The following is a 15,465-nucleotide window of genomic DNA, read 5'->3' on the forward strand; positions in this document are numbered from 1 at the left end:
AAGGCCGTTAACCCTTTTTGCCACACGGCGCTCAGCAGTCCTTGCGGATGACCTCGTTTTTCGGGTCATATGGGCTGTCTTCCACCACTTCCGCATCCCACAGCTGATCCAGCATCTTCACTTTCAGCTTTGTGCCCGGCACCGCCAGATCGGGGCTGACATAGCCCATCCCGATCGACTTCCCGAAGGCCACGGAATACCCGCCCGAGGTCAGTCGCCCCACCCGGATATCGCCATTATACAAAGCCTCGCGCCCCCAGGGATCGGCATCCTCCGGCCCGTCGATCAGCAGCGTGCAGCATTTGACCCGGACGCCCAGCTTCTCCATCGCCGCCTTCCCATGGAAGTCCTTGGACAGGTCCACAAAGCGCGGCAGATCGGCCTCGAGCGGCGTTGCATCACGGCCCAGCTCGGTGCCAAACGCGCGATAGGATTTCTCCTGCCGCAGCCAGTTCTGCGCCCGTGCACCCACCAGCTTCATGCCATGCTTCTCACCGGCGGCAAGAAATTGATCCCAAAGGTAATTCTGCATCTCAATGGGGTGGTGCAGCTCCCATCCCAGCTCCCCGGTATAGGCCACACGGATCGCCCGCACCGGGCACATGCCCAGCTCGATGTTGCGCATGGACAGCCACGGGAAGCGCTTGTTCGACAGAACCGTCGCAGGATCGGCATCCTTGACGATCTCGTTCAGCACATCGCGGGATTTCGGCCCCGCGATGGCGAAAACACCCCATTGCGTGGTCACATCCTGGATCTCGATATAGCCGAACTCGCCCGCCTTATCCTCGGCCGCCTTGCGCAGGTAATCCGCATCATAGGCCGTCCAAGCGCCTGCAGAAACAAGATAATATTCGTCCTGCCCCAACCGCATGATGGTGTATTCTGTCCGCGTAGTGCCATGGCTGGTCAGCGCATAGGTCAGGTTGATCCTCCCCACGCTGGGTAGCTTGTTGCAGGTAAACCAGTCGAGGAATTCCGTCGCACCGGGCCCCTTCACAACATGCTTGGTAAAGGCCGTCGCATCGATCAGACCAACGCCATTCCGGACCGCCTCGGCTTCCGCCTTGGCATACTGCCACCAGCCCCCGCGCCGGAAGCTGCGCGCATCGTGGTCAAAGCTGTCAGCCGCGTCTAAAGGCCCGTAGTAATTGGGTCTTTCCCATCCGTTGACCGCCCCGAACTGCGCGCCCAGCGCCTTCTGCCGATCATAAGCGGGTGCCGTCCGCAAAGGCCGGCAGGCAGGCCGTTCTTCATCCGGATGGTGAAGGATATAGACATGCTCATACGCCTCCTCATTCTTCCGCGCGGCATATTCCGTCGTCATCCACGAGCCGTACCGCTTGGGATCGAGCGAGGCCATGTCGATCTCCGCCTCACCGTCCACCATCAGCTGCGCCAGGTAATGCCCTGTACCGCCGGCCGCAGTGATCCCGAAGGAGAAGCCTTCGGCCAGCCACATGTTCCGCAACCCGGGCGCAGGCCCCAACAGAGGGTTCCCGTCCGGCGTATAACAAATCGGCCCGTTATAGTCGTCCTTCAGCCCCACCTCTTCCGAGGACGGAATCCGGTGGATCATCGACATGTATTCTTCCTCGATCCGCTCCAGATCCAGCTGGAACAGATCGGCCCGGAAAGACTCCGGCACGTCATACTCAAACCGCGCAGGCGCATTGCGCTCATAAGGCCCCAAAATCCAACCGCCGCGTTCTTCCCGCACATACCATTTGGCATCCGCATCGCGCAGCACAGGGTGTTCCCCATTGGTCTTCCGCCATTCCACCAGCGCCGGGTCCGGTTCGGTGACAATGTATTGATGTTCCACAGGAATTGCCGGGATCTTGATCCCCAACAGCCGCGCCGTGCGCTGTGCGTGATTGCCCGTCGCGGTCACCACATGTTCGGCATGCACCACCACCTGCTCGTCAGATGGCACAAGGTTCCCGCCCTTCTCCACCATCTTCGTGCAGGTCACATCCCAATGGTCGCCGGTCCACTGGTACCCATCCACCTGCCACTTCCGTTCGATCGTCACGCCACGCTGCCGCGCGCCCTTGGCCATCGCCATAGTAACGTCTGCGGGGTTAATATAGCCATCCGTCGGGTGATAGATCGCGCCGACCAGATCCTCGGTCCGCACCAGCGGATACCGCTCCTTGATCTGCGCCGGGCTCAGCCACTCATAGGGAACACCGCACGTCTCGGCGGTGGAGGCATAAAGCATATACTCATCCATCCGCTCTTGGCTCTGCGCCATGCGCAGGTTGCCCACAACCGAAAAGCCCGCGTTCAGACCGGTCTCTTCTTCCAGCGTTTTGTAGAACTTGATGGAATAGTCATGAATATGCGTCGTCGCATAAGACATGTTGAAATACGGCAGCAGCCCCGCCGCATGCCAGGTCGAGCCCGAGGTCAGCTCATCCCGCTCCAGCAGCATTACGTCGTCCCAACCCGCACGGGCCAGATGATACGCGATCGAGGTGCCAACGGCGCCACCGCCGACCACCAAAGCTTTGACATGGGTTTTCATGGATTCGACTCCCTCGAACGGCTGAATTTCGCTCTCGTTTTAGGACGAAACCGCGACCAGCGCAGAAGCAAGCCGACCTGCCATGGATCAAATGCGACGCGGCCAGACGGCAAAGGTGCAGCCGGTCCCTTCTTCTTGCTGAAAATACGGAACCCGATCGCGCCCGCACCGCGCAACCTGCGCAGGTAAAAGCGCCAAATCAAAAGAAAACTGTCACGCCGCAGGCGTGTCCTTTGGATCAAAGCGCGACAATCTTTCCGGGGTTCATGATGTTGTCGGGATCCATCGCCCGCTTGATCGCGGCCATATAGGTCGTGGCAGGCCCCAGCTCACGCTTCAGATAGGGCATCTTTCCCTGCCCAATCCCGTGCTCGCCCGTGCAGGTACCGTCCATCGACACAGCCAATTCGGCCAGCCAGCCGGTGAACTCATCGGCCTTGGCGCGTTCCTCGGGGTCATTCATGTCAACCAGAAGCGCATTGTGGAAATTTCCGTCGCCCACATGGCCCGCGATGGGGCCCAGCAGGCCCAGCTCCGCAAGCCGCGCCTGCGCCGCCGTCACGCATTCCGCCAGCCGCGAGATCGGCACGCAGACATCGGTGGCAAGGGCCTGTGTGCCGGGCCGCAGGGTCTGGATCGCCCAATAGGCATCATGGCGCGCTTTCCACAGCCGGTTGCGATCTTCAGTCGAGGCCGCCGCCTCATAGCCTTTGCCGCCCACCTCTTCGGCGATGGCCTGAAACATCTCGGTCTGTTCGGCAACGCCCGCTTCCGAGCCGTGAAATTCCAGCAGCAGAAGCGGCTCCTCCGGCAGGCCGAGTTTCGAATAATTGTTGATCGCGCGTACGCTGTCGGCATCCAGAAGTTCCATCCGAGCCACCGGCAGCCCGTATTGAATGGCCATCATCGCCGCGCGGCAGGCCGCATCCACCGACGGGAAGGAACAGCGCGCGGCCGAGATCGCCTCAGGGATGCCCTGAAGCCGCAGCGTGATTTCCGTGATCAGTCCCAAAGTGCCCTCTGAGCCCACCAGAAGCCGCGTCAGGTCATAGCCCGCTGACGATTTCTTGGCCCGGTGTGCCGTGCGGATAACAGTGCCATCGGCCATAACCACCTCAAGCCCGATGACATTGTCCTTCATCGTGCCATATCGCACCGCATTGGTGCCGGATGCCCGCGTGGCGGTCATCCCGCCAAGCGAGGCATTGGCACCCGGATCAATCGGGAAAAACAGCCCCTTGTCGCGCAGATGGGTGTTCAGATCCTCGCGCGTGACGCCGGGCTGCACCACGGCCTGCAGATCCTCGGCATGGACAGCCAGAACCTTGTTCATTTCCGAAAGATCAACCGACACGCCCCCCGCGGGCGCATTGATATGGCCCTCCAGCGAGGTGCCGGTGCCAAAGGGGATCACGGGCACCTTGTGTTCGGCACAGATCTTGACGATCTCGGCCACCTCTTGGGTCGAGTGCGGAAAAACCACCGCATCGGGCATCTGGTTTTCGATCCAGGTGGTCGTGTGGCCATGCTGTTCACGAATGGCTTGGCCCGTCTGAAACTTCTCGCCAAAGCGCTGCTTCAGAATGCCCAGCGCGGTTTCGATCCCGGTTTCATTGCGCGGCAAAGTGGTGATGGCGACCATGGCGAATTCCTCCCAAACCTCTGGGTAGGGACGCTGCCGAAATTCAGCGCGCAGGGCAAGGGCACAAACGGCGCTCTGTCACTCTCCCAGCGCGATGCCTTCCCGCCGCGGATCCGCCGCGCCGCGCAGGACCTGGCCAATCTCGATCGCATGCAGGCCCGAGGTCAGCGGGCGCAAGCTCACCTCATATCCCAGCGCCTCCAGCCCAGATTGCAGCGCTGCGGCCCCGGTCCCCTCTTCCAGATCATAGGTGCCGAACCGGTTCACCGCATGGGGAAGCGAAACAGCCTCCTGCATGTTCAGGCCCCAATCGGCCCAGGCGATGATCGTTTTGGCAACAAATCCGATGATCCGGCTGCCCCCGGGCGATCCGATGGCCAGGATCGGCGCGCCATCCTTCATCACGATCGTCGGCGACATGGAGGAGCGCGGGCGTTTGCCCGGCTCCAGCCGGTTGGCGATGGGCAGGCCGTTGATGTGGGTGCGGAAGGAGAAGTCCGTGAGCTCGTTATTCAGAAGAAACCCCCGGACCATCAGGCGAGAGCCGAACGCGTTTTCGATCGTTGTCGTCATCGAAAGAACGTTGCCATAGCTGTCAACGATGGAAATATGCGAGGTCGACGGCAGTTCGATCGACACATCATCGGCCCAAAGCTGCGCGTGATCCCAGGGCGGCTCCCCCGGCGTGGCCTCGGGTAGCGCGTCTGCGCGCTCCAGCATCATGCTGCGCTCGTCCAGATAGGCGGGTTCAATCAGCCCCTCTGTCGGTATGGGCACAAAATCACTGTCGGCCATGTAGCGCCCCCTATCCGCGAAAGCCAGGCGGGAGGCATCGCCGATCAGCCGCCAAGCTTCCGGGCTGTCGGGACCCAGCGCAGCCAGATCGAAGCTGTTCAGAATGCCCAGGATCTGCCCCACCGTCAGCGCGCCCGAAGACGGCGGCCCCATCCCGCAGACCTGCATCGCCCGAAACGGCGCGCAGATCGCTTCGCGCTCCTTCACCTGATAAAGGGCCAGATCAACGGCGGACAGAAGGCCGGGATTGCCTTCGGCGCCCTGTACGGTTCGGACGATGTCAGCGGCGATTGGGCCGGTATAGAAGGCTTGCGCGCCCTGCTCTGCCATGTGGCGCAAGGTTGCGGCATATTCCGGATTGCGCAGGATCGCACCCTCTTCCAGAGGCGCGCCACCGGGCAGGAAATAGGCCGCCGTGCTCTCCCACCGCCCCAGCCTTTCGGCATCGCGCGCGACAAGCGCCGCAAGGCGGGGGGAGACGGCAAAGCCATCCTCGGCCAGGGCGATGCCTGCCTCGAACAGATCCGGCCAAGGGGTACGACCCCAGCGGCGATGCGCCGCCTCCAGAAGTGCGGGCGTGCCGGGAGTACCGACCGACCGGCCCCCGACAACCGCATCGAAGAAGCCCAGCGGTTCCCCTGTGTCATCCTGAAAGAGCGTCGGCGTGGCGGCCAGAGGCGCGGTTTCGCGTCCGTCGAGCGTGGTCAGTTCACCGCTCTGCGCATCGTACCAGACAAGAAAAGCCCCTCCGCCCAAACCGGAGGATTGCGGCTCCACCAGCCCCAGCACCAGTTGCGCCGCGACCATGGCATCGGCGGCAGAGCCACCTTCGCGCAAGATTTTTGCACCAGCCGAGACCGCCAGCGGGTTCGCGGCCGAGATCATCCAGGATTGCGCTGTGACAGGCTGACCTGCATTGCGCGCCGCGTAGGCGGCTTCGACCTCTTCGCTGATGCGCAGAAGGCCGCTGATCGTGGCGGCTTCGGGGGCCACGCTGTCGGTGACCTGCTGCGCCAGCGACGCGGTCGCCAGAAAGAGGCTTGCTAGGAAAAGGGGGATCGGTCGCATGGGCTGGCTCCTATCGGTATGACGCCGGAGCTTAGACCCGGATCCGAGCGCTGGAAAGGCGCTTGCAAGCGCCTTGATCAAGCCCGTTCGAACGGGCTTGATCCGCGCTTACAGCATTGACGGGACGACCTGATCGGGCGGGCGGTGGCTATCTTCGAAGGTCTTGATGTTGATGATCACCTTCTCGCCCATCTCGATCCGCCCTTCGATCGTGGCCGATCCCATATGCGGCAAGAGCACCACATTGGGCAACTCGCGCAGGCGCGGGTTGATGTCTGTGCCGTGCTCATACACGTCAAGACCCGCGCCAGCGATCTCGCCCGCGCGCAGCATCCGTGTCAGCGCGTTTTCGTCAATCACCTCTCCGCGCGAGGTGTTCACGATCACCGCTTCGGGCTTCAGCAGCTTCAGCCGCCGCGCGTTCATCAGATGGAAGGTCGACGGCGTCGAGGGACAATTCACGCTGATCACATCCATCCGCGCCACCATCTGGTCCAGACTGTCCCAATATGTGGCGTGCAGATCTTCCTCGATCTCCGGGCGCAGGCGGCGGCGGTTGTGATAGTGGATCTGCATGCCGAACGCCGCCGCGCGGCGCGCCACCGCCTGACCGATCCGACCCATGCCCAGAATTCCCAGGCGCCGCCCCGCGATCCGCCCACCCAGAAGCGCAGTGGGTGCCCAGCCCTGCCAATCGCCTTTTTGCATGACTGCAAGCCCCTCGGGCATCCGGCGGGTCACAGCGAGGATCAGACCCATGGTCATATCCGCCGTGTCATCGGTCAGCACGCCTGGCGTGTTCGACACCAGAATGCCGCGCTGGCGGGCGGTGGCCACGTCGATGTGATCCACTCCGGCCCCGTAATTGGCAATCAGCTTCAGCTTTTCACTGGCCCGCCCGATCAGCCCCGCGTCGATCGTGTCGGTCACCGTGGGCACCAGCACATCCGCCGTCTGCACCGCGGCGATCAGCTCTTCTCGGGTCATGGGTGTGTCGTCGTCGCGCAAGGTGACGTCGAACAGCTCCTTCAGTCGGGCTTCCACCGCGTCTGGCAACCGTCGCGTTACAACAACACTCAGCCGTTCTCTGGGCACTTTGCTCCCCCTCGTGCTTTCCAAAATGTATCCTTGCATGGCATGGTGACGCAGACCGTGACGGGGCACAAGAACCCCGCAGGTAAAAAGAGCAGTTCAGACGAACCGAGGCAGATCGTGGCAAGGCGCAACACTGGTATTTGGCGGATTGCTGGCGCGGTCATCGCGCTTTTCTTTGCAGGACAAACTTTGGCCGAAGAGGTGACGCGCGGCCCGGTCACAAACCTGCCTATTCCGCGGTATGTGTCGATGAAGGCGGCCGAGGGCAATGTGCGGCGCGGACCGTCGCTCAGCCACCGGATCGACTGGGTCTTTACCCGGCGCGACATGCCCCTGCGCGTGACGGCGGAACATGGTCATTGGCGGCGCGTGCAGGATCGCGACGGGCAAGGCGGATGGGTGCATTACGCCCTGCTGTCGGGCGCGCGTACGGTTCTGGTGGAACGCGATATGCTGACGCTGCATGCGCGGCCTGACAATGCATCTCCCGTTGTGGCCGCATTGGAGGCCGGGGTGATCGCGCGGCTGGGACAGTGCGAACCGGGCTGGTGCCGCCTGACGGCGGGCGGTTTTCGTGGCTGGGCAGAAACCGACGCGCTGTGGGGCGTGATACCCGGCGAAATCCGCGACTAGGCTGCTTTTCGCGTCGCTTCGATGAATTGGTTGACCAATGCGGCCAGTTCGGGGCCGACATCTTCCTGCAGGAAATGCCCCGCATCGGGCAGGATCGTATGCGGCTGACCTGCAGCACCCGGGATGAGCTTCTGAAACACCTTGTCCACACCCGCCATGACCTTGTCATCGGCACCAAACGCCGTGAGCCAGGGTTTGTCGAATGTCCGCAGCACCTCCCACGCCTCCCGATTGGGTTGGGAGGCCGGATCGTCAGGCCGCGACGGCACCAAGGTTGGAAACTGCCGCGCCCCCGCCTTGTAACTTTCGTCAGGAAACGGCGCGTCGTAAGCGGCGATCTCCGCCTCATCGATCTTCTTTGTGGTGCCGCCATAGACGATCTTGCCCGCAGGAAAGACCGGCACCTCCTGCGAAAAGGCGCGCCAGCTTTCGAACGCCTCGCCCATCGGCTGATCGCCCGTAGGCAGCGCCGTGTTGGCCGTGACCACGCGGTCAAAGCGCTCGGGCATGGCCGCCACCAGCCGCAACCCGATCAGCCCGCCCCAGTCCTGACAGACCAGTGTGATGTGGCGCAGGTCCAGTGCCGTCAGCCAATCTGTCATCCAGTCGACATGGCGCTGATAGGTGTAATCCGACCGCTGCGCAGGCTTGTCCGATTTGCCAAACCCGATCAGATCAGGCGCAATCACCCGATGCCCGGCCTGGGCAAAAATCGGGATCATGTGCCGGTATAGGTAGGACCAACTTGGCTCCCCATGCATGCACAAGACAGGGTTCGCGTCCTTCGGCCCTTCATCCAGGTAATGCAGCCGCAGCGTGCCGTCCGCGATCTGGAGGTAATTCGGTTCAAACGGATAGTCTTTGAGCCCGTCAAACGCGGCCTCCGGCGTTCTGAGGATGTCCATGTCACTTCCTTTCCCGTCTGCGAACATGCTACGCGGAAACCGGTCACGGGAAAGCAGGAACGTGACGGCACGAACACGCAAGGGATCTGACAATGAAAGCCATAACCTACGATAGTTTCGGCGCAGCTACAGATGTGCTGACGCTGGCCGATATCGAAAGCCCCGATCCCGGCCCCGGAGAGGTGCGCGTGGCGCTGGCCTTTTCCGGCGTGAACCCTTCGGACGTGAAAGCCCGTGCAGGCGCGCGCCCCGGCGTGACCAAACCGCCCTTCCCGGTGATCATTCCGCATTCCGACGGCTCGGGCGTGATCGATGCCGTTGGCGACGGCGTGTCAAAAGACCGGATCGGCGAAAGGGTCTGGATCTGGAACGGGCAGTGGCAACGCGCCTTCGGCACCTGTGCGGAAGAGATCACCCTGCCCTCGGACCAGGCGGTAAAGCTGCCCGATGGCGCCGATCTGAAAACCGGCGCGGTGCTGGGCATTCCCGGTCTGACCGCCTGCTATACGATTTTCAATGGGGCGCCGATCAGCGGCAAAACCGTTTTGTTTCAAGGCGCGGCGGGAACGGTTGGTTTCCTCGCGGTGCAACTAGCGCTTTGGGGTGGTGCAAAGGTAATCGCCACAGCGCGCGGAGAGGGGGCCCGGCGTGTCAGGGATCTGGGCGTGGAACATGTATTCGATTTCACCAGCCCCGATCTGGTGGCGGAGGTTCTGGACGCAAATGGCGGGCATATGGTTGACCGGATCATCGAACCGGAATTCGGACTGAACATCGCAGTGAACACCGAGATGATTGCACCGAACGGAACGATATGCGCCTATGGCTCGGCCCTTGAACCGGCGCCGGTGATGCCGTTCATGCCGCTGATGTTCAAAGCGGTCACACTGGATCTGGCGTTGGTCTATATCCTGACCACAGAGCAGCGCGCGAACATGGTTCGGACGCTGAATGAGGCCGTGCAAACTGGTGCCCTGCACTGCCCCATAGAAGCGGTGTTTTCGTTGGAGCAGACAGCCCAGGCGCATCAGGCCGTCGAGGCGGGTAAACGTGCGGGCGCGGTTCTGGTTGAAACCGGGACGTTTTGAACGTGAACCCGTCTTGGCGAGGGGCCTTTCCCGCCTCTCTTGGGGTCATTCCGAAGGTCCAGATTGCTTTGCGCAATTTTTCCGAAGAATCGGGCTTGAACAGCTGGACCGGGCGGCGTAATTAGCCGCTCACCGTTGGGGTGTAGCCAAGTGGTAAGGCAGCGGTTTTTGGTACCGTGTATCGTAGGTTCGAATCCTACCACCCCAGCCACAAAATCAGATTAAAACATTGATTTGATTGTGAAAACCTGCGTGTATTGCAGGTTGTCCCCACCATTTTTCCCACCAATAGCCAAAAAACACTGTCCATCCAAAACTGACTGATTGGGTCGTCTAGCATCCGCCTAGTTGGGCCTATCGGCTCAAACGCAATTTCACGCTAGTCCAATGCCGGCCTTACGTCCTGCCAAAAACCACGTCTCTACCTCGCCCAACCCCTTCACCTCGACGGTCCCGCGAGGCTCGAACTCGCAATCACCGACAAGTCCTTCCTTGGCCGCCGTGGTGACACCTGAAAACAGTGCAGAAATTGCCAACGACCGCTTTTGGCGCGACCAGACGTTCGTTGAAATTGGCGATACGTCCGATTTGCGGACTTCGCTGCCATAGGAACTGCTCTACGATCAGAATTGGCAGTGATCTACATTTCACTTTAGAAGTAATAGCTAACGCAGCGTTGTGGGTTTGAGGAAGCGGTACTTGACCGTTCTTAATGCGATACGTGATGGCTTTACCGGCTATATGGAGATTGGCCGCGATGGTTCATCGTCGCGACGTGATCGGGCGCGCTATGTTCGTAACATCTTTTCCCTGACAGCAGGATTGCTTCCAATCATCTACGCTCTTGGATTTGTCATTTATGACTTTCAAGGTTTGTGGCCCGCCAGCTTGGCGATGCTGCTGCTCTGCTATCAGCTCGCTAATCCGTATGTTGTCCAAAGAAGCTTTACATTGGGCAACCTCTTGGGTCCTGCGAATGCCTGCGCTGCATTCTTGCTTCTAACGTGGTTACTTGGTCGTGACTCGGGACTCTATGTGGTCATCGTGATAGCACCGCTGATCGTTCTTCTAGTGGCGGGAAGTGAGCATAAACCACTGATTATAGGCGTTTTTGCCATGTCTTCCGCTTCGCTTGTGATCGGGGTGAACGCATTTGAGGAACCAGCAAAGTTCATAAAGATTGACAATGCTCTTCTCGCGTTGCTGCGGACCTCGATGATCCTAGTTTCGATGGCATTCATAACTGGAACAGGGTTTGTGCTTTTGAGAAAAGCAGATACAGCCGAGGACGCCTTGGAAGTAGAGCACGCTCGGTCGGAGGCTCTCCTATATAACCTCCTCCCCGAAGACATCGCGGCACGACTGAAGGTAGAACCCGATCAAACCATCGCTGACAGCCTTCCTCAGGTGGCGATCCTCTTCGCGGACATCGTGGATTTCACTCCCCGTGCCGCAACGTTACCTCCAGAAGAGGTGGTGGGGTTCCTTAACAAAATCTTCCGTGCCTTCGATGAACTGGCCGAAAAGCATGGATTGGAAAAGATCAAGACCATTGGAGACGCCTACATGGTGGCGGCAGGAATGCCGAACCCTTGCGGCGACCCAGTCCACCGGGTGGCTAAGATGGCTTTGGACATGCAACGTACTGTGGAAGCCATGGCCCCTGAGTTCCCCGAGGGGCTCCAGGTGCGCATTGGCCTACACGCGGGGCCAGCGGTGGCGGGTGTCATAGGGAACCGCAAGCTGTTCTATGACGTCTGGGGTGAGACAGTGAATACCGCGAGCAGGATGGAGAGCCACGGGGAGCCGGGACGCATTCAGGTGACGACAGCTGCCAAGGAGGAGCTGGACGCGGATTACGAGTTTGAGCCAAGAGGCACGGTCGAGGTCAAGGGGATTGGGGCCGTGGAGACTTGGTGGCTGGCCGGTGCAAAGGTTTAAATCACACCAGTACTTTATGCCCGCATTGGGCTCGAAGCCGTCATTCGCTGCCTTGCAGCGGCATGAGGCGGCCTGAACGTCTGCTTCGCGGACAACACTGACAGCACGCGAGTTGTGTCTGACTCAGCTAGCAGTTCAAGCCAGTGACGAAATCGCTTGCAGACATGCTTTCTGCTTCACAATGCTGCGTTCGCAAGTTAGGGAACAGCAAAGTTTAGCAAAGCAGCAGGCAATTGGATCGCAACAACATACTCGCCCATCGTGGGCTCTGGACAGATACCGCTGAGCGCAACGGTCGTGCTGCCCTACGCGCGGCGCTGAACCAAGGCTTTGGTATCGAGACGGATTGTCGTGACTCCGCCGGAAAACTCTATGTGTCTCATGATCCGGTGGATGTGTCCGCGCAGCCTTTATTGGCCAGCGAATTCTTGTCGCACTACAAGGAGCTCGGATCAGACGGTCGGATCGCCCTAAACATCAAAGCAGATGGACTGCAAAAAGATTTGGAAACCTTGCTGGACGGTACCGGAGTGCCTGTAGAAAACGTATACGCGTTCGACATGTCGGTGCCAGATACGCTGGGCTATCTGCGGCACAAGCTACCCTTTTACACCCGCATGAGCGAATATGAGCCGCTGCCTGCATTTCTTGATAGCGCCCAGGGGATATGGATTGATGATTTTACCGGGGAATTTCCTCAGGTGGCTAAAGCTGTCGAATACCTCGCTTTAGGGTATCGCGTTGCGATCGTATCTTCCGAATTGCATGGGCGCTCGCCAGACGGGCTATGGAAGAATATCAAAACGACTGGTATCAATCAGAACCCCAAACTGGAGTTGTGCACCGACCATCCGCTGCAAGCCTTCGAATTCTTAGGAACGGATAAATGATTAAGGCAATTCTATTTGATATGGACGGTGTGCTGATCGATGCAAAAGACTGGCACTACGACGCGCTGAATCGCGCACTAGGCCACTTTGGGTATACTATTAGCCGCGAAAGCCATCTTTCGACCTTTGACGGGTTGCCGACGCGGCAAAAACTGAAAATGCTTACAAAGTCACGCGGATTACCGGAAGGGCTTCACGAATTTCTAAATTCGCTGAAGCAGTCCTATACTATGGAGTTGAGCCACCAGCGCTGTAAGCCTGTGTTTCATCACCAATTTGCACTATCCCGCTTAAAGAACGACAATTACCTTACAGCCGTGTGTTCAAACTCTGTACGTCAATCGGTGGAGGCCATGTTGCAGCTCTCTGGATTGTCGTCGTTCATCGATACAATGCTGTCTAACGAGGACGTGTCCAAAGGCAAACCTGATCCGGAAATGTATACCAAAGCTATGGAAATCCTTGGGGTTTCACCGAAGGAATGCCTGATCCTCGAAGACAATGATCACGGGATCGAGGCCGCTTTGGCAAGCGGTGGACACCTTATGCAAATCGGGGTTCCAGCGGATGTAACCTATCAGGCGATTAGGGCACGCATAGCCGAGATCGAGCAGCACTGAGGCAAGGTGGTAGCAATGCAGATACTTGTTCCGATTTCTTCTCGCTCATCTTTTTTCCCGGTCGAAGAGTATTTCTTTCCCAAGCCTTTGATAGAAGTTGCGGGCCAACCTATGATCACTTTGGTGGTTAGTGCGCTAAAATCAGCCTTCGGCGGATCCGATTTTGTCTTCGTGGTTGAACGAGAAGAAGCGCGAGCCTTTTCGCTTTCGCAGATCCTGCAACTGGCAGCAGGTCAAGATGCGGCGATCGTTGAGCGCACTGGAAACACATCGGGTGCACTGTGTTCGTGCCTTTTGGCTATCGACAAGCTGGACAAGGCCGAGGAATTGCTGATTGTAAACAGCGATCAGATCATCACCGCTAACTTGGCCGCGCATATCGACCGTTTCCGCCAATTGGAGGCGGACGCAGGAGTCGTCACCTTCGATGCAGTGCACCCGCGATGGTCCTACATCGTGGATGATGGCGGCTATCAGGTACAGCAAGCCTTTGAAAAAAGGGTAATGTCACGCAATGCAATCGCGGGTGTCTATTATTTCAAAGAGGCCGAAACTTTCTTAGAGGCGGCAAAACGTGCGATCCTTAACGCGGCCAGTGAAGAGGGCATCTACTTCATAAGCGCATCTCTGAACGAAACACTCCTGATGAACCGTTCTGTGGTGCATTCGCGCATAGACGCGCAGCATTATCATAGCTTCTTTTCCCCCGAGCGCATCGCCACATTCGAACGCTCGCAGGCGGCCGCAGCCCTCCGCGACGGTCAGGATATCGGATCCAAGGTTAACGTGATTATTCCTGCAGCGGGCGCGGGCTCACGATTTGCCAAACAGGGATGGAAAAAACCCAAACCTTTTATCGACGTGGCTGGCGAACCAATGTTAAAGAACGTGGTGCGCAACGTGTCACCGCTTGGTGGCAAGACATCGGTTCTGTTGCGACGAGAGCATACAAAGAGCCAACCGGGAATTGTGCAGACGTTGGAGACCGACGGGATCAAGATTGTGCCTGTAGATCGCCTCACCGAAGGTACCGCTTGCACAGTACTGCTCGCGCGTGATGTTTTCGACAACCAAAACCCTCTGATCGTTGCAAATTCTGACCAACTTGTTGACTTCGACGTGACAGATTTTGTGCGTGATTGCCTGGCCCGCGGGCTGGATGGATCGATTCTCGTGTTCCGGGATCCGGAAATGGATAAGAAATGGTCCTTTGCCAAAGTAAATGATGAAGGCCTTGTGACGGAAGTAGCCGAGAAGAAGCCGATCTCTGACCTTGCGACCGCGGGTATATACCTATTTCGGAGGGGACACGACTTTGTCGGTGCCGCGGCTGACATGATCGCCGCCAATGAGCGAGTGAATGGAGAGTTTTATACCTGCCCCATCTATAACTATATGATTTCTAGGGGTGCGCGTATCGGGGCCTATGAGGTTCCGATGACAGCAATGCATGGTCTGGGCACTCCAGATGACCTTTCCTTGTACCTGTCCCACATAGGTGCGCCTGCGTCCGCAGACAGCCCGAACTGATGCTTATCATCGTTCCATTGGCTGGGCCAGATTTCATCCTGCCCGACGGTACGGTAAAGGCAACCCAGACCTTTTGTAACGGCCACCTTTTGCACAAGATCCTAAACTCCCGGCCATGGGCCACGCGTGTGCGGTCGGAAAAGTATGTTTTTGTTTTGATTGACAGACGGGAAACAAGGTCTTTCGCCTCATCCTACCTAGAAGCGTGGTTTCCTGGCGCGAAGGTCGTGTTTCTATCAGCAATCACCCGTGGTTCGGCGGTAAGCGCTTTGGGCGGCATGACGGCTTATGCCAGCGCTGAAGAACCGGTTATCGTGGACCTCGCAGATATCCAGTACTCCAGCGATCTAGATCCAGAAGCTCTCTTTGCGCAGGAGGAGAACTGCGGTGGAGTCGCTTTGACCTTTGACAGCGCAAACCCTGTCTACAGCTACCTTCGCTGTGATGCTGACGGCACGTTCGTAGAAGCTGCAGAGAAGCGGGTTATTTCCAAGAATGCATCCGCGGGTACCTATATCTTTTCCGGCGCATCGGTTTTCCTGCGCGCGATAGCACATGCAATGGAGAACGAAGCGACGCAGACTTACAACGGGCTATTCTTTGTTTGCCCGCTGTTCAATGGTGTGCGCGCGCAGGGGAAGACTGTGTCTTTGTCCCAAGTTAGGGATGTGATTGACGTGAAAGTTACCTAAGATTTAGACATCAATGTGAGCAGCCCGATCTGATTG

Annotated in this window: 12 protein-coding genes and 1 tRNA gene; 8 read left to right on the top strand and 5 right to left on the bottom strand. The window is 58.8% G+C overall.

Features of this window, described 5'->3' with window-relative positions:
• Positions 1 to 31: 31 nt before the first annotated feature.
• From TR61_RS04280 to TR61_RS04295, 4 genes are all read right to left on the bottom strand, one after another.
• Positions 32 to 2,530, bottom strand: a complete 2,499-nt coding sequence (locus tag TR61_RS04280; RefSeq protein ID WP_050928330.1) for a GcvT family protein — start codon at positions 2,528 to 2,530, stop codon at positions 32 to 34.
• A 238-nt stretch (positions 2,531 to 2,768) separates the two neighbouring features.
• Positions 2,769 to 4,172 (bottom strand): FAD-binding oxidoreductase, encoded by a 1,404-nt coding sequence (locus TR61_RS04285; RefSeq protein WP_050928331.1) that lies wholly within the window; start codon positions 4,170 to 4,172, stop codon positions 2,769 to 2,771.
• 78 nt (positions 4,173 to 4,250) lie between these two features.
• The gene (ggt, locus tag TR61_RS04290; protein ID WP_050928332.1) at positions 4,251 to 6,035 is read right to left on the bottom strand and encodes a gamma-glutamyltransferase; all 1,785 of its coding nucleotides are present in this window, start codon (positions 6,033 to 6,035) and stop codon (positions 4,251 to 4,253) included.
• A 108-nt stretch (positions 6,036 to 6,143) separates the two neighbouring features.
• A complete protein-coding gene (locus tag TR61_RS04295) occupies positions 6,144 to 7,130 on the bottom strand; it encodes a 2-hydroxyacid dehydrogenase (RefSeq protein ID WP_050928333.1) in 987 nt (328 codons plus the stop codon).
• A 42-nt stretch (positions 7,131 to 7,172) separates the two neighbouring features.
• Here TR61_RS04295 and TR61_RS04300 point away from each other — a divergent pair, with 42 nt between their 5' ends.
• A complete protein-coding gene (locus TR61_RS04300; RefSeq protein WP_082181841.1) occupies positions 7,173 to 7,763 on the top strand; it encodes an SH3 domain-containing protein in 591 nt (196 codons plus the stop codon).
• Here TR61_RS04300 and TR61_RS04305 read toward each other — a convergent pair.
• Complete coding sequence (locus TR61_RS04305; RefSeq protein WP_050928334.1) at positions 7,760 to 8,668, bottom strand: haloalkane dehalogenase; 909 nt, start codon at positions 8,666 to 8,668, stop codon at positions 7,760 to 7,762. The genes TR61_RS04300 and TR61_RS04305 overlap by 4 nt on opposite strands.
• Positions 8,669 to 8,760: 92 nt before the next feature.
• Here TR61_RS04305 and TR61_RS04310 point away from each other — a divergent pair, with 92 nt between their 5' ends.
• The 7 genes from TR61_RS04310 (at position 8,761) to TR61_RS04340 (ending at position 15,429) form a co-directional block, all read left to right on the top strand.
• On the top strand, positions 8,761 to 9,756 hold the full coding sequence (locus TR61_RS04310) for an NADPH:quinone reductase (RefSeq protein WP_050928335.1): 996 nt from the start codon (positions 8,761 to 8,763) through the stop codon (positions 9,754 to 9,756).
• Between the two features lie 136 nt (positions 9,757 to 9,892).
• A tRNA-Gln gene (locus TR61_RS04315) sits at positions 9,893 to 9,967 on the top strand.
• 488 nt (positions 9,968 to 10,455) lie between these two features.
• The gene (locus TR61_RS04320; RefSeq protein ID WP_082181842.1) at positions 10,456 to 11,697 is read left to right on the top strand and encodes an adenylate/guanylate cyclase domain-containing protein; all 1,242 of its coding nucleotides are present in this window, start codon (positions 10,456 to 10,458) and stop codon (positions 11,695 to 11,697) included.
• 233 nt (positions 11,698 to 11,930) lie between these two features.
• On the top strand, positions 11,931 to 12,587 hold the full coding sequence (locus TR61_RS04325; RefSeq protein WP_050928337.1) for a PI-PLC domain-containing protein: 657 nt from the start codon (positions 11,931 to 11,933) through the stop codon (positions 12,585 to 12,587).
• A complete protein-coding gene (locus TR61_RS04330) occupies positions 12,584 to 13,207 on the top strand; it encodes an HAD family hydrolase (RefSeq protein WP_050928338.1) in 624 nt (207 codons plus the stop codon). Before TR61_RS04325 ends, TR61_RS04330 begins: the two co-directional genes overlap by 4 nt.
• A 15-nt stretch (positions 13,208 to 13,222) precedes the next feature.
• Entirely contained in the window at positions 13,223 to 14,737 is a 1,515-nt protein-coding gene (locus TR61_RS04335; RefSeq protein WP_050928339.1) for a glycosyltransferase family 2 protein, read from the top strand.
• Complete coding sequence (locus tag TR61_RS04340) at positions 14,737 to 15,429, top strand: glycosyltransferase family protein (protein WP_050928340.1); 693 nt, start codon at positions 14,737 to 14,739, stop codon at positions 15,427 to 15,429. The genes TR61_RS04335 and TR61_RS04340 overlap by 1 nt, the downstream gene beginning before the upstream one ends.
• The last annotated feature ends 36 nt before the right edge of the window (positions 15,430 to 15,465 follow it).

This window comes from Aestuariivita boseongensis, from assembly GCF_001262635.1.
Lineage (GTDB): Bacteria > Pseudomonadota > Alphaproteobacteria > Rhodobacterales > Rhodobacteraceae > Aestuariivita > Aestuariivita boseongensis.